Source organism: Lacihabitans sp. CCS-44 (assembly GCF_024343735.1).
Classification (GTDB): Bacteria; Bacteroidota; Bacteroidia; order Cytophagales; family Spirosomataceae; genus Leadbetterella.
Map to the genome: position 1 here is coordinate 158,936 of NZ_RJUE01000061.1, position 19,553 is coordinate 178,488.

Genomic DNA, 19,553 nt, shown 5'->3' on the forward strand with positions numbered 1-19,553 from the left:
TTTACAAAAATCCTTCAAACCAAAAGGAAATTGTTAATTTAAAACCTTTTAAATAAGTCCACTTCAAACCATCACCTCCCTCCAGCCGCACAATGTTCTTTCAAATACTTTGTGTAGAGCGTAGAAGGTGTAAAGTGGTGCCTTCGCCTTCGTAAATGCCGTGGCTTCGGTTGGGGTAGGGCATAAACTGGAACTGCTTGTGGTATTTTATCATTTCGTTTATGAGCAGTTCTGCATTTTGGTAATGCACATTATCGTCGCCTGTTCCATGTATGTAGGGCAGATTTCCTTTAAAATTCTTCACAAAATGTATCGGAGAGCCATTTACAAAATCTTCTTTGTTTTCTTGCGGAAGCTTTATGTTTTCATATTACCATTGTTTTTTGCTGCAGTGGAGTTTCAATTTAGTCTTTAGTCCAATTCAAATTTTTAATTTAAACTTAGAATATCCGTAAAACTTAAAGATATATGATCCTAATTCAATCCAAACTTTAATCTCTTAATTCTTTCCCCACCAGATATTTTTCCTAAATTTATCTCCATAAAATTCAACCATAATCTTACAAATGAAATACCTACTTATTTTCTGTGCAGGAATTCTGTTTTCTGCCGCCCAATCTCCCATCGTCAAATCCGAATTTATTTACGAAAATGCTCCTTTTCCTTCTTGTCATGCATCCACATTGGCCGAAACGCCTAATGGAATAATAGCAGCATGGTTTGGCGGTACGGCAGAAAGAGACCCAGATGTGGGTATTTGGGTAAGCAGAATAGAAAATGGCAAATGGACAACTCCTGTAGAAGTAGCCAATGGGGTGGAAAGTCCGAAGAAAAGATATCCGACTTGGAATCCCGTTTTGTTTCAAATGTCTGGAGCCGAATTGATATTATTTTATAAAGTAGGTCCAAGTCCATCTACTTGGTGGGGAATGTTGAAAAGATCTTTTGATGGAGGCAAAACTTGGTCAGCGGCTGAAAAATTGCCTGATGGAATATATGGACCTATAAAAAATAAACCAGTTTTGCTTTCAGATGGTACTTTGCTTTGCCCAACAAGCTCTGAAGACAATGGCTGGCGTGTCCATTTTGAAATGACCAAAGATGCAGGTAAAACTTGGACAAAAACAGAAGCTATAAATGATGGGAAGGAGTTTTTAGCCATTCAACCGAGTATTTTGTTTACCAAAGATGGTCAATTACAGATCCTGTGTAGAAGTAAGAATAGTTATATTTTAGAAGCTTTTTCTAAAGATAATGGAAAAACCTGGTCGGCATTGAAGCCCATTTCACTACCAAATCCAAATTCAGGGACAGATGCTGTTACGCTAAAAGATGGTAGACAATTTTTGGTTTATAATCATGTGGGCAAAAGCGAGGAACTTTGGGGTGGAAAACGCTCACCGTTAAATGTCGCCATTTCTGATGACGGAAAAGAATGGAAACCGTTTGTGGTTTTGGAAAATGAACCCAAAATGGAGTTTTCATACCCAGCGGTAATTCAAACATCGGATGGAAAAGTGCATATAACTTACACTTGGAAACGTAAGAAAGTGAGGTATGTGGTGCTGGATGTGAAATGACGGCACCTTCGGCTTCGCTCAGTGACGGCACTTTGGCTCAGCTCAGTGTGAAATGCGTTGTCTGAGGCAGAGTCGAAGACAAAACCCAAATTTAATATTCAACCCTGTAAAATTGTAAAATGGCCATTTTAGACATTTCCATTATTGTATTTTATCTCCTTGCCATGGTAGGTATTGGCTTATATTTTTCTAGAAAGAATAAAAGTACGGCTCAATTTACCACTGCTTCCAGCACCATTCCGGGTTGGGCCATTGGGATGAGTTTTTATGCTACTTTTTTAAGTGCGATCACTTTTTTGGGAGATCCCGGCAAATCATTCGGTAGCAACTGGAATCCATTTGTATTTAGTATTTCTATGCCGTTTGCGGCTTATTTCTCTTCTAAGTTTTTTGTAAGTTTTTATCGAAATACTGGTGAAATCAGTGCCTACACCCATCTCGAAAAGCGTTTTGGCTCCTGGGCGAGAAGTTATGTCATGCTGTGTTTTATCCTTACGCAATTGGCCAGAATGGGAACCATTTTTTACGCAATTGCCATTGCTATCAATGCTTTGACTGGATTTGATATTTCTTTAATTATCATATTTTCAGGTATTTGTGTAATCGTTTACACAGTATTCGGTGGTATGGAAGCGGTGATTTGGACTGAAGTGGTGCAAGCGGTTCTGAAAACCATGGGAGCATTGCTTATTTTAGGAATTATTTTGTATGCCATTGACATTCAAACGATTGTGAATGAAGGTCTTGCAAAGGATAAATTTAGTTTGGGTACTTTCAAACCTGATTTTACTCAAAGCTCGTTTTGGGTGGTTTTTGTGTATGGTTTTTTCATAAACTTGGTCAATTTTGGGGTAGATCAGAATTATATCCAACGTTACCATACCGCCCAAAGTACCAAAGACGCTCAAAAAAGCATCTGGCAATGTGTGATTTATTATGTGCCTGTTTCATTCTTGTTTTTCTTTGTAGGTACTGCCTTATTTGTTTATTATCAGCACTTTCCTGAGCAGATTCAAAGTCTGAAAGAAGTGGTTTCTCTCGAAAAAAGTATAGCACTGCCTGATTTACAACCTGCAGATTATGGCGACAGAGTTTTACCACATTTTATCAAAACTAAAATCCCGACTGGTCTTTTGGGATTGTTAATGGCGGCTTTACTTTCAGCAGCCATGAGCACCATGAGCAGTAGCATGAACAGCTCCGCAACCGTTTTTTTGAAAGATTTTTATACCAGATATTTCCAAAAAAACTTGAATGATTTGCAGCAACTCAAAGTTTTAAGAATTGCCACCGTTGGTTTTGGTCTGTTGGGTATCAGTTTTGGAATTGCCATGATTGGGGCTAAAAGCATTCTTGATATCTGGTGGAAACTCTCTGGAATATTCGCTGGAGGAATGTTGGGTATATTTTTGCTGGGCTTTTTGGTAAAAAATGCAGGAAAGGCTGCTGCCATCGGAGGTACAATGGTAGGAGTGGTCGTAATTGCCTATTTGTCTCTACAAACTTATTTGCCAGAAAACGTTAAAACCAATTTGGAACCTAAAATGACGGTGGCATTTGGCACATTGACAATTGTAGGAGTTGGCTGGTTGATTACGAAGCTTGCGAAGCGTTAAGAAGTTTACATTTTCTTGAAAAGTCAAAGTATTAATTTGTAGAGAAATAGATTGATGCTTTTTTTATTTCCAGCCCCAAGGTTTCCAGTCTATTTGGATGGGATTTTTCAGGTCAAATTTTACGGTAAAAAGTCTATCTGAGCCGATTTTTCTGAGATTGTAGCTAAAAAAATCATCGTTGAGCTCAACCCACCAAACATTTGTTGCGGCTAATGGAAGCATTTTGGCAGTTTCATCATCTGCAGGAAACATCTGTAAACCCTCTTGCCCACTATTTGAACTGGTACCACCATACATCGTTACTTTATCAGGCTCGCCATTTTCGTGTCGGTGATCGTGTTTGAGTTCAATTTTATCTCCTTTTAAAGTAAAAACCCAAGTTCTGGATTTGTCTCCATCGACATAAAAAGGAATTTTGATAACGTTTTCTTCACAGCTAATCACTTGCATTACCAGTCGTTTATTTTTGAAAGTGTCATTGTCTACTCCTGCAATTGGCGTTCCTTCATAGGATTTTCCGCAGTGTTTCTTCAAATTTTGCCAAAAGACCGAACTATTTGCTGGGGCCTGTGACTTTCCCAATATGGGAATCAAAATCAAAAATAAAAAAGTAAATCGTTTCATCAGAAAAGTTTTTCTTGGCAAATTATGATTTAATTGACCAAAATATTGTTAAACAAATAAATTATTACGTTTTGTAACATAGATGACAATCCTTTAGCGTCACAATTCCGTAATTTGAACAAAATTATTTACACACCATACAGTATTTTCAAAAAAATGACTCGATTAATTTTTATTCTGTACTTGTTTTTTTATCCACCTGCTTTTTCACAAGAAACTGTTGAAACGAAGAAATATGCCATAGAAGTGGCTGGCATTAAAGTTGGAGAAATGCATGCCACCAAATATCAAGTGAGCAAAGATGTAGTAAATTATAGGGTCAAAAGTGATGTGAAGATTAATTTATTGGTTTTTACATTAAAAATCAAATACGAGGTAAAGAGTCAATTTGATAAAAACAGGTTGGTTTTTTCTGAGGCAAAGGCGAATTCAAACAAAGGCGATTTTTTTACCACAACCATATTTAAAAATGGACATTTTGAGGTGAAATCGAAACAAGAAAAAAAGGAATTTGAAAAAGTCTTGAATACTGATATTACATGGACTTCAAGCAGGTTGTTTTTCGATGAACCAACTCATAATCAGAAGTTTTATGCAGAATATTATGCTTTTTTCAACAACGTAAAGAAGAATAAAGATGGTACATTTACTTGCCAAATAGAAAACAATATCGACAAGTATGTGTATGAAAATAGTAAATTGGTAAAAGTTATAAAAAAGAACCCGATTAAGAACATTGAATTGAGGCTTATTTCAGAGAAAGTACAAGCCGATATTGGATTATAATTATTGAATAGATGTCAAAAAAAGTTGTAATTATCGGTAATGGTGTGGCAGGAATAACCACTGCAATTGAACTCAGAAAACTAACGGATTTTGATATTTCGGTTGTTTCTGATGAATCCGAGTTTTTCTTCTCTCGCACCGCTCTTATGTATGTTTTCATGGGTCACATGAAGTTTGAGCATACCCAACCTTATGAAAACAGCTTTTGGGAAAAGAATAAAATCTCATTGATAAATGGCCGAGTAAGCGAAGTTTTGTCTGAAAAAAATACAGTTTCTTTAGAAAATGGAGTCAATTTGGTTTACGATTATTTGTTGATTGCAACTGGCTCAAAACCAAATAAATACAATTGGCCTGGACAAGATTTAGAAGGTGTTTCGGGTTTGTATCACAAGCAAGATTTGGAATATCTTGAAAAATATTCCTCAAAAATCAAAAAGGCGGTAGTTGTTGGAGGTGGATTAATAGGAGTGGAGTTGGCCGAAATGCTGAATTCGAGAGGAATTGAAGTTACGTTTTTGGTTAGAGAAAATAGTTTTTGGAACATGGTTTTGTCGGAAAATGAAGGCAGAATGCTCGAAAAACATATTTTAGAACATGGAATAAACCTTAAATTAAATGTAGAACTAAGAGAAATAAAAGGGAAAGATTCGGTCGAGTCAATTATTACATCAGAAGGAGAAAGTATTGATTGCCAGTTTGTTGGGCTGACGGTTGGTGTAAGTCCGAATATTGATTTTCTGCGAAATTCTAATATAAATATCAACAAAGGAGTTTTGGTAAATGAATATTTGCAAACAAATGTTCAAAACATTTATGCCATAGGTGATTGTGCCGAAATTCAGCAGCCGCAAGTGAGTAGAAGGCCAATTGAGGCGGTTTGGTACACAGGAAAAATAATGGGACAAACACTTGCAAAAACTTTGGCTGGAGAAAAAACTTCTTACAATCCAGGACATTGGTTTAACTCTGCCAAGTTTTTTGATATCGAGTACCAAACTTATGGATTAGCCCCAGCTAAATTGACCGAAAATCAAGAGGAGTATTATTGGGAAATGGAAAACAAAGCAGTCAGAATAGTTTTTAACAAAGAAAATCGAGCTTTTGAGGGAATAAATACTTTCGGAATACGTATGAGGCAGGATTTCTTTGAAAAGGTTTTGAATAAAAAGGAAAGTGTAGACTTTGTATTAAAAAATCTAGAAAAGGCCAATTTTGATCCTGAGTTTTTCAAGAAGTTTGAGAAAGAGATAAAACAAGTATTTTCAATGCAAGTATCTCAAATATAGATAATTATGAAATTGGAAATTAACAAAAGCATAGGTTTAAGTTTGGGTTTTGGCGGAATGATAATTCTTGTAGCTGCCCTTTTTAATTTATTGGAAGGCTCAGCTTTACTATACCTTTCTTTATGTATGATTCTAACTGGAATTGTCGTGTATTCATTTGGTGAATATTCCAGTGAATTGTCTGGAATCAAGAACAACGAAGTTTGGTTTAAAAGTGTTTCTTCAAAAGGAATTGTGGCTTGGATTCTGGGTTTTGTGCTTACTGCTTTTTATATTGTAATTTATTGGTTTCCAGAGTATTTAGGCTTAAAAAAAGAAGGAAATACGGGTTTAGTTGCATTTTTTGATCCACTAAGTTTTGCTTTAAACGGCCACGGTGCAAGTCAGTGGTTTGTTTATGGAACACTTTATACAATAGCCATACTTGGATTTGGCGTGAAATTTATTCTGAAATATCGTCATAATACCTATCAAATTGTAAGGACTTCTTCGGTAATGTTTTTCCAATTGGGATTTGCATTCTTACTTCCAGAGTTTTTGGCGAAGCTTAATCCCAAACTTGATTATTTTGCAAAAGATATAAAAAACATGTGGCCACTGAACTACTATTTCTTCGAAGATTGGCACTTGAAAGCCATGTTGGGCGGCGGAAATCTCGGGATGTTTATGCTATTCTTTGGTATTGGCATGATATTTTTGATTTCACCGATTTTGACCTATTTTTTCGGCAAAAGATGGTATTGCTCATGGGTTTGTGGCTGCGGCGGTTTAGCCGAAACTGCTGGAGATTCCTTTCGTCAGCTTTCAGACAAATCTGTAAAAGCTTGGAAAATAGAGCGATGGATGATTCATTCGGTTTTGTTGTTTGTTTTTATCACTACAGTAGCGGTTATTTATTCATTTTTAATCAATGAAAAGGCGGCTCTTAATCCCCAGCTTTTTTTGGTTGGGGTAATTATATTTTTGGGAGTTTTTAGTTTGTATGTTTTCAAAATTGCTTACAAAAAACTGGCATTGGATGCTAGAAAAGGGATTTATTGGGCATCAGGAATAATTTCGACTTTCTTGATTATCAATATGGCCATCGGCAATACCAATGTGTTTTTTATTGATTCCTACACTTTACGTTCTTGGTACGGCTTTTTTATTGGAGCAGCCTTCAGCGGTGTAGTTGGGGTTGGTTTTTATCCTATTTTGGGCAGTAGAGTTTGGTGTAGATTTGGTTGTCCAATGGCAGCCATTTTAGGATTTCAACAAAAACTTTTGTCGAGATTCAGAATCACTACTAATGGCTCGCAATGCATTTCATGTGGCAATTGTTCCACCTATTGCGAAATGGGCATTGATGTGCGAGCCTATGCACAAAAGGGCGAGGATATTGTTCGTTCATCATGCGTAGGTTGTGGAGTTTGCTCGGCGGTTTGTCCTCGAGGAGTATTGAAATTGGAAAATGGGAGAGTGGAGATTTGAGAACATAAAAAAATAGACGAATTGGTTAGATTATTTAAACATCAATGCCAATTCGTCTAATGCTTTTTTACAAATTCCCCTTCCGAAACTCCTCCACAGCATGATTAGCCGCTCTGGCAGTCAATGCCATATAAGTTAGAGAAGGATTTTGGGTTGAATTGCTGGTCATGCAAGCCCCATCGGTTACAAACACGTTTTTGCAATGGTGCAATTGGTTCCATTCATTCAACTGCGAGGTTTTAGGGTCTTTGCCCATTATTACGCCGCCCATTTCGTGTATATCAAGACCCGGATTCCATCCATTTCTTCCATTGGCTTTTATGTTGGTAAAACCTGCTAAAGTGTACATTTCGGTCAATTGCTCTCTAAAATCCTTGGCCATTTTGGCATCATTATCATCCATGGCTACGTTAATTCTTATCTGCGGAACACCCCATTGGTCTTTAAGCGTTTCGTCCAATTTTACATAATTGGTTATTTTCGGGATGGTTTCACCCATAAAATGTGAACCCACTCTCCAATTGCCATATTTTTTCTCGAAAAGATTATTTTTGAGTTCCTCACCCCATCCTTCTCTGTTTGTTATTTCTGTTCTACTCGCACTAAAGCCTGATGCATAACCTCTTAGGAAGTCTGTTTCTTGTTTTTTTACATTTCTAAAACGAGGGATATAGCTTCCGTTTGGTCTAATTCCATCTGTCTTTTTATCCAAGAAACCTTCATATTCGCCCGAAATGGTGGTTTGGAAGTTATGAAAATGTATATACTTGCCCATCAAGCCGTTGTCATTACTCAATCCATTCGGAAATCTACTTGATTTTGAGTTTAGTAAGATAATATTTGTGTTGACAGTCGAACCGTTTACAAAAATAATCCTTGCGAAATACTCTACTTCTTGTTTGGTAATCGCATCAATAACTTTTACGCCTACTGCTTTTTGCTTTTTCTCGTCATAAATGATCGAATGAACCACCGAATTGTTTCTCATGGTCATGTTACCAGTCATTTTGGCCCAAGGAAGGGTTGAGGCATTGCTACTAAAATATCCGCCATAAGGACAACCTCTTTGACACAAATCTCTTTGTTGGCACTTGGCTCTACCTTGTTGGTAATGAATAGGTTGAGGGTCGGTCAAATGAGCACATCTACCGATAATCACCGGTCTTGCACCGTTGTAATGCTTTCGCATCTGTTCAGTAAAATGCTTTTCGACACAAGTTTGCTCGTGTGGTTTTAGAAATTCTCCATCTGGCAAAGATTCCAAACCATCTTTATTGCCAGAAATACCAGCAAAAATCTCTACGTGACTGTACCAAGGAGCAATGTCGTCATAGCCAATCGGCCAATGCACATCGAATCCATCTCGGGCTGGCCCCTCAAAGTCATATTTGCTCCAGCGTTGTGTTCCTCTTGCCCACAGAAGCGACTTACCACCTGATTGATAGCCTCTTATCCAGTCGAAAGGTTTTTCTTGGATATAAGGATGTTCTGCATCTTTTACAAAAAAATGACTTGAATCTTCACCCATTGCATAGCATTTACTCGCAATCGGATTGGCATCTTTCATTTCTTTAGTGAGTTGCCCCAAATGTTCAAATTCCCAAGGCTGCATCATGGTGGTGGGGTAATCGCCATGATTTACTTCTTTACCACGCTCTAGAACCAAGGTTTTTAAGCCTTTTTCGCTGAGTTCTTTAGCTGCCCAGCCACCACTTATTCCTGAGCCAATCACTATTGCATCAAAGGTTCTTTTCTTTTTAGAATCTATATTAAAATTTGCCATAATTCGGTTTAAATCTCAACACAGCCATGGAAATATGCCGGGGCCATTTGATAGTTTTTATGATTGGTTAAATAAAATTCTGAACTTGTATATGACCTGATGGTCAGGTTTTTAAGGAACTCAACAGTCTTTTTATTTGAGGTGTTGTTTTTCAGGATATCCACGGCTTGTAGATTATCAAGTTTTTCAAAAGACTTTTGGTGTTTAGCCATCGCATCTTTGCTCAAACTCTCCAAAGTTTGATTGACTTCACTTTGAATTTGCTCCGAATAGCAGTCCTTTATTACTTTTTCAACATATTGATGAGCTCCGACTGATTTTGCACCTGGCGTATTTGTTTCAGGAATTAGACAGTCAACTATTTTGCTAAACATATTGGAATTCTCGAATTCTAAATGCTCAAAACTATCGGAATTCCAATTATTTGCCCAAGATGGCAATTGGCCAAGTCCTAAAAGGCCAATTCCTAAAGACTTAATTACATTTCTTCTTTCCATTAAAGGTTGATTTTTGGCTAAATTACGGATTGACTTTTGAAAATTCTACATTTTTAAAAAATATTAATAATTCAAAATCTATTCATTTAGTATAAAGTTTGAAAATACCCTTTTTCGAGGGTAAATTTGTAATAGAATCAGAAAATATGCCCCCAAAAGTAAGAGTAATCATACCCGCCTATAACGAACAAGATTCCATTGGAAAAGTTATTAGTGAAATACCTGCTATCGTCACCGAAATTATTGTGGTGAGCAATAATTCTACGGATAATACGGAATCGGTAGCACGAAATGCGGGAGCGACTGTTTTGAAGGAGAACCAAAAGGGATATGGATATGCTTGTCTTTTAGGAATGCAACATATTGCCAACACGGCTCCAGATACCGATATTGTCGTGTTTCTGGATGGAGATTATTCAGATTATCCAGAAGAATTGCTGCTCCTTATAAAACCTATTTTGGAGAACAATGTTGATATGGTGATAGGAGCGAGGTCGGCTCATTTACGATTGTCAAATTCTATGACACCACAGCAGGTTTTTGGCAATTGGTTGGCTACTTTTTTGATGAAAATATTCTTTGGTGCAAAATTTACCGATTTGGGGCCTTTTAGAGCTATAAAATATCAGAAGTTGCTCGCCTTAAATATGGAAGACAAAACCTATGGCTGGACAGTAGAAATGCAATTAAAAGCCCTGAAGCAAAATCTTTCGTATGTAGAAGTACCTGTGAGATATAGAAAGAGAATTGGAGTGAGCAAAGTTTCTGGTACCATAAGAGGCACCATCATGGCAGGGGTAAAAATTTTGGGATGGATATTTAAATATAGTTTTAAGTGATTTTTTTGTCAAATATTACTGTGATATTATACGGAATAGCGGCCTTTTTGGTGTTGCTGTATAGTATTTCGCAGTTTTTTCTTTTTTATTCCTATTTGAGAAAAAAGTCGAAAAATCCAGATTCGCTCTTTGAAAAACTACCTTTCGTTACCATCCAGCTACCTATTTTCAATGAGAAATATGTAGTAGAAAGGCTTCTAAACTGCATTGAAAAGATTGATTATCCATTTCTTCAGATTCAAGTTTTGGATGATTCCACAGATGAGTGTTTAGATATTTCAAAAAATTTGGTTGAGAAGCTAAAATCAAAAGACTTAGATATTGAATTGATTCACCGGACGGACAGGTCAAATTTTAAGGCAGGTGCATTAAAAAATGGCTTGGAATCGGCAAAAGGGGAGTTTATCGCCATTTTTGATGCTGATTTTTTGCCTGAGCCTGATTGGATAAACAAAATCATTCATCACTTTACAAATTCAGAAGTTGGAGTAGTGCAAACTCGATGGAAACACATCAATAGAAATTACGGAATTTTGACAAAGGTTTTAGGTATGGCCTTAGATCATCATTTTACCATTGAGCAGGTTGGGAGAAATCAAAGTCAGCATTTTATAAACTTCAACGGAACGGCCGGTGTTTGGCGAAAGGAGTGCATTTTGGATGCAGGAAATTGGCAAGGAGATACCTTAACAGAGGACTTGGATCTAAGTTATAGAGCTCAGATGAAAAACTGGGAATTTGTATATTTAGAAGATGTGAAAACCCCGTCAGAATTACCAGTAGTGATGTCAGCCATACGCTCACAACAGTTTAGGTGGAATAAAGGTGGTGCCGAAAACTTTCGTAAATTCGGTTGGGAGGTAATTAAAAGTAAAACTATTGGCTTAAATCACAAAGTTCAAGGATTTGCACATTTGTTAAATAGCTCGGTTTTTGTTTGGGTATTTTTGATGTCTATTTTGAGTGTTCCATTGGTATTTATTCAAGAAACTAAATTTGATGCACTTCTGATTTTTGGTACTGGATTGAAATATACAGTGGTAATCCTATTTTTTGTGTTCTACACGAGTTTTAGGAAAGCTCAAAGTGCCAGTTTCAAAGATTTTCATAAGTTTTTACTTCAATTTTTGGTGTTTTTTCCTGTTATATTGGGCTTAACTTTTCATAATTCCATGGCGGTCTTAGAAGGATATTTTGGCATTAAATCTGACTTTATCCGTACGCCGAAGTTCAATATTGTTTCTAATAATGATACTTGGAAAAACAATCAATACTTGGGTAAAAAACTGACATTAAGTCTGTTTATCGAGATATTATTGATTGCTTACTTTTCATTTGGAGTATTTTTAGCCTTTAAAAATCAACAATTTGATTACTTGCCTTTTCACGCTCTTTTGGTTCTAGGATATAGCATTGTGGTAATTAAGTCGTTTGATGAATAATCCTTTGAAAATATCAAATTCTTGGTTGATTAGCATTGCTGTAGCATGTTCTTTAACTTATTATGTATTTGCATATCATTTAGAAAGGTCAAATTTTAATCTTCTTTTGGCACTTTATTCTGGACTTTTCATTGGATATATTTTACTTATTTCTTCTGATTTTAAATACAAATTCGCTCTTGGACTATTGTTTAGGGCGATTTTTGTCCTCCAAATACCAAACCTGTCGCAAGATTTTTATCGTTTCATTTGGGATGGCAGATTGATGGTATCGTATCTAAATCCATATTCATTCATTCCAGTAGAAATTGTCGATAAAGTCTTTGATGGCCAGTTTTTGATATCAAAAATGGGAGATTTGAGTGCTCATAATCATAGCAATTATCCACCTTTGAACCAACTTATTTTTGCAATAGGAGCTTTTTTGTCACCCAAAAATTTGTTAGGAAATGTTTTGGTTTTGAGAGTATTAATCATTGTTGCAGATATAGGAATTTATATTTTTGGTAGAAAAATATTAGAATTTCTTAAGCTAGAAAAAGAAAAAATTCATTATTACTTCCTAAATCCTTTAGTGATAATCGAACTCGCCGGAAATCTGCATTTTGAAGGTGTGATGATGTTTTTTTTGTGCATTGGCTTCTATTTTTTCTATAAAAGTAAATATATATTTTCAGCGGTTTTTATAGCTTTAGCCATCCTCACAAAGCTCATTCCTTTGATGTTATTACCTTTTTTCATTAAGAAAATTCCTGCAAAAAAATTGATAGGTTTTTATGCCCTTATTGGATTGATTTGCCTTGGAGCGTTCATTCCATTTTATGATGAAAATCTCGTCTCGAATTATTCAAAAACAGTAGGTTTGTGGTTTAACAATTTTGAGTTCAATGGTAGCATTTATTATTTATTGAGAGAAGTCGGTTATTGGGTAACAGGATACAATATAATTGCCATAATAGGAAAAATAACGCCTGTTTTTATAGTTATATATATCGGGTATTTAGCTTTCAAAAAGTCAAATTTTCTAGAAAATCAATATTTGGCTTTAATGGTTTACTTTTTTTTGTCCACTACCATACATCCATGGTACTTGATTTCCATGATATTTTTAGGAGTTTTTCTTAACACCAAAACTATCTGGATTTGGTCGTTTACGGTAATTTTTAGCTATTCTGCTTATGAAGGAAATCAGTTTGAAGAAAAGCTTATTTTCCTAGTTTTGGAGTATTTGCCAGTATTCGTAATGTTTTATTGGGAACACAAAAATCGTAGAATTAATTATTCGCAGGGGCTATAGTTCTCCATTTTGAAACCAGTTCATTCCCGATTTTCTCATGGCCTTTGGAGTTGATATGATCGTCCAAAAAGTAGTAATCTTCGATTGTTAGTTTTCCGCCCATATTTACAAAGTGTACACCTTCAATATTGTTTTCTGTCGCATATTTCTCAAAAACTGCCACTACTTTAGGTTCAGTATAAAAACTCCCCGCATAAGTGAATATGATTGGGCCGGCGTAGGTTTCTCTAATTTGCTCAACAATGGAATAAAAGTCCTTTCCAAAGCTCGGTATTTTCTTAAATTCGGCCCCTAAATCATTCCCTTTGGCATTTGGATCAAGTTTAGGACTCGGTGTAATGAAGTCAATAATGGCTGCTTTAAGATGTTTAAAAAGGTAGTATTTTTTGATTTTCGAGTTATTTTTTACTTGAGATTCAAAATCTGCGGCTGTTTTATCTCCAAGTTTTTTATTTTTTATCCAGTAATTATTTTCCTCTAAATCCGTATCGTGAAATTGAATTACGATAAGTTTTAACGAATCAGGACTTATTTTTTTGAAATTAAAATATTCACGAGCCGTTCCATAGGATGAAATGCCAGAATTTAAAACCTTTAATTTTGTCTGATTTTCAAATACTTGGGCAAAAGTCTTATCTTGGTCAATTCCCCAACCCATCGTAAATGAATCGCCCAAAAACAGAACTTCTGGATGGTTTAAATCAGCTTCAGAATCTCTAAAACCACCTGAATTTACATTATACTGATTATCAAATTCATAACTCGCAAATGTTGATTGACCTGGTTTTAATGTGTAAAATAAGGTAGAATCATATCTCGCACAATCTGCTTCAAATTGTATTAATGTCCTGTTGGCCAAAGAAACTCGCTTAAAATGACCGAAAAATCCTTTTGCTTTTATGCTTTCAGGAAGAAAATTTGGGCCAAAGTTGAAAACAAACAGATAGGTACATTCCCAAAAAACAAAAATTGCAATAAATAGCCACCATTTAATTTTAAAGGCTTTAGCCAAAAAATAACCAAATAGTAAAATAGAAAGAGAAATACCCCAAAGTGAGAAATAATTTTGCATAAATGCATTGATTCTCGGGCGATTAGGAAAACTCAGTAACTCGCCTCTAAATACGATTATGGCAAAAAGTAGGAACGAAAATAGTAGTCCTATGAGGTTTTTCTGTGATTTGGTCATGAAGCTTTATTAACAATCTCGTCTTTATCTTCCACAAAATTAACACTAATTGCGGCAATTAAGAAACAGATTCCGCCTAGAATTAAAGCAAATATGGCCTGACCTCCGAATAAATATTTTACCAAAAGCCCTCCAACTATTGCGTTTAAAATTTGCGGGATAGTAATGAAAAGGTTAAAAATACCCATGTAAACACCTATTTTGTGGGCCGGCAGTGCTCCTCCTAGAATAGCATAAGGCATGGCCAAAATACTTCCCCAGGCTATTCCAACGCCAATCATTGACAGCAGAAGGAAGTTTTCGTTTGGAGCAAAGTAGATAGAAATCAATCCAACAGCTCCTGCAATCAATGAAAAAGCATGGGTCTTTTTACGTCCATATTTTTTTGCAATACTTGGCAGAATAAATGCAAAAATAGCACTTACGGCATTGTAAACCCCGAAAATAATTCCTACCCAATCTCCTGCTTTGTTAAACATCACTGAAAAATGGTCAGATTCTGGTAGTCCATAAATATGCTGAGCAACTGCAGATGTGGTGTAAACCCACATACTAAACAAGCCAAACCAAGAGAAAAACTGAACTACACCCAGCTGAAGCATGGTTTTGGGCATGGAGAGTATATCAGCTAGAATATTTGAAGATTCGTGTGTTTCCTCCACCTCTTCGAAGCTTTTGAGTTCTTCTGGAGAGTATTCTGGTGTAGTAATGATGGTCCAAATTATAGTGCCTAAAAGAAAAAGACCACCAATGATAAACGACCAAATGACGTTTGATGGAACTTCGCCTTCGGCGGCCGGAGCATCAAATCCCAGCCAGTTGGTTAATATATAAGGTAACCACGAGCCTACTACCGCACCAATACCTATTAGTGCTGTTTGAATGGCATAACCTTTGGTCCTTTGTGAAGAATTAAGTTTGTCAGCCACCAATGCTCTAAATGGCTCCATGGCTACATTAAATGAAGCGTCCATGATCATCAAGAAACCTGCACCTACCCAAAGAGCAGGTAAGTATTTGGTAAAACTACCTGCGTTGGGCATTAAAAATAAGCCCAAAGCAGCCAAAATAGCTCCAACTAAAAAGAAAGGTCTACGTCTGCCCAAACTTGTCCAAGTATTGTCGCTCATTTTACCAATTATGGGCTGAACAATCATACCGGTTAGTGGTGCAACAATCCAAAACCACGACAATTGGTGAACATCAGCACCGAAATTCAAGAGAATCCTGCTGGCATTTCCGTTTTGAAGTGCAAAACCCATTTGAATTCCCAAGAAACCCAGACTCATGTTCCAGATTGTGGAAGTTGACAAATTCGGTTTTTTCGAACTTGTATTTTTTGAAATCGATCCTGAAGAAGCCATTTTTTATATTTAAGGTTAAAGTTTATAGTATATCTAAGGTTTTGTTATCTCAAAAATTTTGAATGAATTAGGTTGAATATTTATTAAATCAGTTTGTGATTTTTCTATGGTCAATTTTTGCTTTTCTTTTCCTTCAAAAACTTGTTTTAGTTTTACCTGAGTCACATTTCCAAACTGTTTTTCCAATACATTTTTTGGAAGTGATACTTTTATGTTTTTTTCGCTATTTAAATCGAAATTATATACAAAAAGTAATATTTGCTCATTGGTATATCTCAAATAAGAATAAACTTTTGAAGAATCATAACCTTCAGAGTTAAAATTCAAATATTGTAAATCATGAAATTCGCCATCAGAAATAGCAGGGTTTTCTTGTGCAAAAATCAATGTGCTTCCGTAAAATTCTCTTAAACTTTTTTGTTCTTTACTGAGTTTTTTGGTGTCAAACTTTCCTTTATTTATCCAGTTCTGAAGCTCAGTTACTCCCCAATAATCAAATATCGTAGTTCGGCCATCGTTGCCTTGAAAACCTTCGGCTTGGCTAGGTTTTACTCCAAGTTCCTGACCATAATAAACCATAATTGGTCCTGTGTGTAGTGTTGCCGAAAGCATCATTGCTGCTAAAGCTGATTCTCGATTTTTGCCAAATTCTTCGGAAGCAATACGTTGTTCGTCATGGTTTTCGAGAAACCGAAGCATTCTGTTTGAGAAATTACCCGATTCTTTTTGCCAAACCGCTGTGATGTCATTGGCATTTCCATGACCTTCAATTAGTCTTCTAAGAGCGTCATAAAGACCAACTTTATCGTATAAATAGTCAAATTTTCCTTTGAAAAGGTAATTTCCGTATTCGTTAGGATTATAAATCTCTGCAATGAAAATTACTTTAGGATTTATCGCCTTTATTTCAGGAATTACCCAGCCCCAGAACTCTACAGGAACCATTTCTGCCATGTCGCAACGGAATCCGTCTACACCTTTTGCACTCCAATAGGCTAAAATATCCTTCATTTTCAACCAAGTATCTGGAATTGGGTCAAAATGAGTGGTTCTGCCATTCAAATAATCCACACCGTAGTTTAGTTTCAAGGTTTCAAACCAGTCATTGATACTTGGTTTGGCCGAAAATACATCATTTCCCGTCGCTTTGGCTGGGAATTCACTATATTTTTCTTTAAAAGCTACTGGAGGATTCACACCCTCAGGAATCTCAAATGCTTGATTCGGAAGGTAATAGAAATTGTTTTGGGAATTAAAAGTCTTAGATTTATCATCTTTTTCACCAAAATCAGTAATTCCTTGGGGTTTGACATCCGAATTGTACTCTCTAGAAACATGATTGGGTACAAAATCAATTATAACTTTTAAATCAAGCTCATGGGTTCTCTTTACCAAATCTTTAAATTCGGTCATTCTATTTTCCACATTTTCAGCCAAATATGGATTTACATCGTAATAATCCTTGATGGCATAAGGCGAGCCAGCAATGCCTTTTACAACTTGCGGATGATCTTTTTTTATGCCAAATTTACTAAAGTCACTCATGGTAGCGTGCTCAATAATACCTGTGTACCAAACGTGGCTAATCCCAAGCTCCTTAATAGACTTTAATGCATTTTTATTGATGTCTTTGAATTTGGCGGTTCCGTTTTCTTCTAAAGTCCCATTGAACTTGTTTGTGGTGTTTTGGTTGGCAAATAATCTCGTGAAAATCTGATAAACAGCTAATTTGTCCGAACTTTTGGTTTGGTTTTGGGCAATACTCATAATAGGCATTAAAACGATGAGAATTGAAGATAAAAACTTCATTTTAGGTTAAAGTATAATTTCAAAGGTAAATATGTTTTTTTTATGAAAAAACAGTCATAATGCTTTATTTTGTAAAAAAAATACTATTAACCTCATGAAGAATAAATTACCAAATTTGTATTATCTTGGAATAATACTAGTTTTCTGTGTTTTTACGTCCCAAGCCCAAAAAGCTGATATTGCAAGAGTAAATCCTACCAATTGGTTTGTTGGAATGAAAAATCCAAATCTCCAGCTGATGATTTATGGCAAAAATCTAAAGGCAAACAATGTTATTTTGAAGCCTTATGTTGGTGTGAAACTTAAAAAAGTACATACCGTAGAAAATCCAAACTACCTGTTTGTGGATTTAGAAATTTCGAAAAGTACCAAGCCTGGAAATCTTAAATTTACATGCAATGGGACAACTTTTGATTTCCAACTTAAATCAAAATCAGCAAATCCTAAAGGACTAAATCAAGCAGATTTCATATACTTATTGATGCCCGACAGATTTGCCAATGGCGATCCCTCAAACGACAAATTTGCTGACATGGCGGATCCTAATCATGACAGAAAGAATCCGTTTCTACGCCATGGAGGTGATTTGAAAGGAGTTACCGAGCATTTGGATTATCTTAAAGAACTTGGGGTCACAGCTATTTGGATGACGCCCGTGATTGAAAACAATCAGTTTTTAACCGACGAAGGTGGCGTAATGCGAAGTGCTTATCATGGATATGGTTTTACAGACCATTATAATGTAGATAAAAGACTTGGAGGAAATGAGGCCTACAAAAAACTCTCGGATGAAGCACACAAAAAAGGCATAAAAATGGTGCAAGATGCTGTTTATAACCATGTTGGGATAAATCACTGGTTTTTAAAAGATATGCCATCAAAAGATTGGCTCAATCAATGGGACAAATACACCAACACTACCTACAAAGATCAGCCACTTTTTGATATTCATGCCTCGCCAAAAGACACCAAGGAAGTTAGAAATGGTTGGTTTACCTCATTTCTGCCAGATTTGAACCAAAATAACCCCTTCGTTGCAAATTTTCTAATTCAGCATGCCCTTTGGTCAGTCGAAACTTTTGACCTTGACGCTTGGCGAATAGATACCTATATTTATAATGATTTGTACTTTATGAATAAATGTAACCAAGCATTGCTTACCGAATATCCTAAAATTCATATTTTTGGGGAATCAGCGGTGAATACGGTTATCAGTCAGGCGTATTTTACAAAGAATAATTTGGCCATTCCATTTAAAAGTAATTTGCCAGGAGCATTGGATTTTGTGGTTGAAGAGGCCATGTTTGATGCATTAAACCACGATTTTGGGTGGAATGATGGAGTAAGTAGGTTGTATAGCGTTTTGGCTCAAGATTTGGCTTATGCTGATGCTACCAAAAATGTTAACTTCCTTGAAAATCATGATCATCACCGATTTTTCTCGGTTATTGGTGAAGATTTCAACAAATATAAAATGGGAATAACTTGGTTGATGACCTTGAGAGGCATTCCTCATTTTTATTATGGGACGGAAATTCTGATGAAAAACTTCAAAGATCCTTCAGACGCTGAAGTTAGAAGGGATTTTCCTGGTGGATGGAAAGAAGATGCTGTTAATAAATTTGACAAAGCCGGAAGAACTGAGCAAGAAAATGTGGCTTTTGATTTTGTAAAGAAATTGGCAAATTATCGTAAAAACTCAGATGCCATCGAAAATGGTAAATTTATGCAGTTTGTACCTCAAGATGGTGTTTATGTGTATTTTAGATATACTCATAAACAAAGGGTGATGGTTGTTTCTAATACCAATAAAACAGATAAAACTTTGGATACGAGCAGATTTGAAGAAGTGTTAAAAGGTTCAAAATCAGCAACAAATGTCCTTTTGGATACTAAGATAGACGATATTTCTACACTTAATATTCCTGCAAAAGGAGTGATGATTCTTGAGATTAACTAATATACTAT

15 protein-coding genes and 1 pseudogene are annotated in these 19,553 nt (G+C 35.9%); 9 read left to right on the plus strand and 7 right to left on the minus strand.

Going from position 1 to position 19,553, the window contains the following annotated elements:
* Positions 1 to 71: 71 nt before the first annotated feature.
* Positions 72 to 355 (minus strand): annotated as a pseudogene (locus EGI26_RS17045) (alpha/beta hydrolase family protein); the annotation flags it as partial.
* A 211-nt stretch (positions 356 to 566) separates the two neighbouring features.
* Between EGI26_RS17045 and EGI26_RS17050 the strand changes: the two are divergent.
* Together EGI26_RS17050 and EGI26_RS17055 are read left to right on the plus strand one after the other, a co-directional pair.
* Positions 567 to 1,580, plus strand: coding sequence for an exo-alpha-sialidase (locus tag EGI26_RS17050; RefSeq protein ID WP_255080267.1), 1,014 nt, complete (start codon positions 567 to 569; stop codon positions 1,578 to 1,580).
* A 119-nt stretch (positions 1,581 to 1,699) separates the two neighbouring features.
* Positions 1,700 to 3,196 carry a sodium:solute symporter gene (locus EGI26_RS17055; RefSeq protein WP_255080268.1) on the plus strand — a complete coding sequence of 499 codons (1,497 nt, stop codon included), beginning with the start codon at positions 1,700 to 1,702 and terminating at the stop codon, positions 3,194 to 3,196.
* 63 nt (positions 3,197 to 3,259) lie between these two features.
* Here EGI26_RS17055 and EGI26_RS17060 read toward each other — a convergent pair whose 3' ends face one another.
* A complete protein-coding gene (locus EGI26_RS17060; protein WP_255080269.1) occupies positions 3,260 to 3,820 on the minus strand; it encodes a hypothetical protein in 561 nt (186 codons plus the stop codon).
* 156 nt (positions 3,821 to 3,976) lie between these two features.
* Between EGI26_RS17060 and EGI26_RS17065 the strand changes: the two genes are divergently transcribed.
* The 3 genes from EGI26_RS17065 to EGI26_RS17075 are packed head-to-tail and all read left to right on the plus strand — an operon-like array spanning position 3,977 to position 7,365.
* On the plus strand, positions 3,977 to 4,606 hold the full coding sequence (locus tag EGI26_RS17065) for a DUF6134 family protein (RefSeq protein WP_255080271.1): 630 nt from the start codon (positions 3,977 to 3,979) through the stop codon (positions 4,604 to 4,606).
* Between the two features lie 11 nt (positions 4,607 to 4,617).
* Positions 4,618 to 5,895: an NAD(P)/FAD-dependent oxidoreductase gene (locus EGI26_RS17070; protein WP_255080272.1), complete on the plus strand. Its 1,278-nt coding sequence runs from the start codon at positions 4,618 to 4,620 to the stop codon at positions 5,893 to 5,895.
* Positions 5,896 to 5,901: 6 nt separating this feature from the next.
* Positions 5,902 to 7,365, plus strand: coding sequence for a 4Fe-4S dicluster domain-containing protein (locus tag EGI26_RS17075; protein WP_255080273.1), 1,464 nt, complete (start codon positions 5,902 to 5,904; stop codon positions 7,363 to 7,365).
* A gap of 67 nt (positions 7,366 to 7,432) precedes the next feature.
* On the opposite strand, the gene EGI26_RS17080 is transcribed toward EGI26_RS17075, so the two are convergent.
* Together EGI26_RS17080 and EGI26_RS17085 are read right to left on the minus strand one after the other, a co-directional pair.
* Entirely contained in the window at positions 7,433 to 9,148 is a 1,716-nt protein-coding gene (locus EGI26_RS17080; RefSeq protein WP_255080275.1) for a GMC oxidoreductase, read from the minus strand.
* Between the two features lie 8 nt (positions 9,149 to 9,156).
* Positions 9,157 to 9,645 carry a gluconate 2-dehydrogenase subunit 3 family protein gene (locus tag EGI26_RS17085; RefSeq protein WP_255080276.1) on the minus strand — a complete coding sequence of 163 codons (489 nt, stop codon included), beginning with the start codon at positions 9,643 to 9,645 and terminating at the stop codon, positions 9,157 to 9,159.
* Positions 9,646 to 9,791: 146 nt separating this feature from the next.
* Here EGI26_RS17085 and EGI26_RS17090 point away from each other — a divergent pair, with 146 nt between their 5' ends.
* The 3 genes from EGI26_RS17090 to EGI26_RS17100 are packed head-to-tail and all read left to right on the plus strand — an operon-like array spanning position 9,792 to position 13,223.
* Positions 9,792 to 10,484 (plus strand): glycosyltransferase family 2 protein, encoded by a 693-nt coding sequence (locus tag EGI26_RS17090; protein WP_255080278.1) that lies wholly within the window; start codon positions 9,792 to 9,794, stop codon positions 10,482 to 10,484.
* A gap of 20 nt (positions 10,485 to 10,504) precedes the next feature.
* A complete protein-coding gene (locus EGI26_RS17095; protein ID WP_255080279.1) occupies positions 10,505 to 11,926 on the plus strand; it encodes a cellulose synthase family protein in 1,422 nt (473 codons plus the stop codon).
* The gene (locus tag EGI26_RS17100) at positions 11,919 to 13,223 is read left to right on the plus strand and encodes a hypothetical protein (RefSeq protein ID WP_255080280.1); all 1,305 of its coding nucleotides are present in this window, start codon (positions 11,919 to 11,921) and stop codon (positions 13,221 to 13,223) included. Before EGI26_RS17095 ends, EGI26_RS17100 begins: the two co-directional genes overlap by 8 nt.
* Here EGI26_RS17100 and EGI26_RS17105 read toward each other — a convergent pair.
* The 3 genes from EGI26_RS17105 to EGI26_RS17115 are packed head-to-tail and all read right to left on the minus strand — an operon-like array spanning position 13,201 to position 17,585.
* Positions 13,201 to 14,412 carry an SGNH/GDSL hydrolase family protein gene (locus tag EGI26_RS17105; protein ID WP_255080281.1) on the minus strand — a complete coding sequence of 404 codons (1,212 nt, stop codon included), beginning with the start codon at positions 14,410 to 14,412 and terminating at the stop codon, positions 13,201 to 13,203. The genes EGI26_RS17100 and EGI26_RS17105 overlap by 23 nt on opposite strands.
* On the minus strand, positions 14,409 to 15,776 hold the full coding sequence (locus EGI26_RS17110) for an MFS transporter (protein WP_255080283.1): 1,368 nt from the start codon (positions 15,774 to 15,776) through the stop codon (positions 14,409 to 14,411). The genes EGI26_RS17105 and EGI26_RS17110 overlap by 4 nt, the downstream gene beginning before the upstream one ends.
* 33 nt (positions 15,777 to 15,809) lie before the next feature.
* Positions 15,810 to 17,585: an alpha-amylase family protein gene (locus EGI26_RS17115; protein ID WP_409035376.1), complete on the minus strand. Its 1,776-nt coding sequence runs from the start codon at positions 17,583 to 17,585 to the stop codon at positions 15,810 to 15,812.
* Between the two features lie 94 nt (positions 17,586 to 17,679).
* On the opposite strand from EGI26_RS17115, the gene EGI26_RS17120 reads away from it, so the two are divergent.
* A complete protein-coding gene (locus EGI26_RS17120; protein WP_255080284.1) occupies positions 17,680 to 19,545 on the plus strand; it encodes a glycoside hydrolase family 13 protein in 1,866 nt (621 codons plus the stop codon).
* The last annotated feature ends 8 nt before the right edge of the window (positions 19,546 to 19,553 follow it).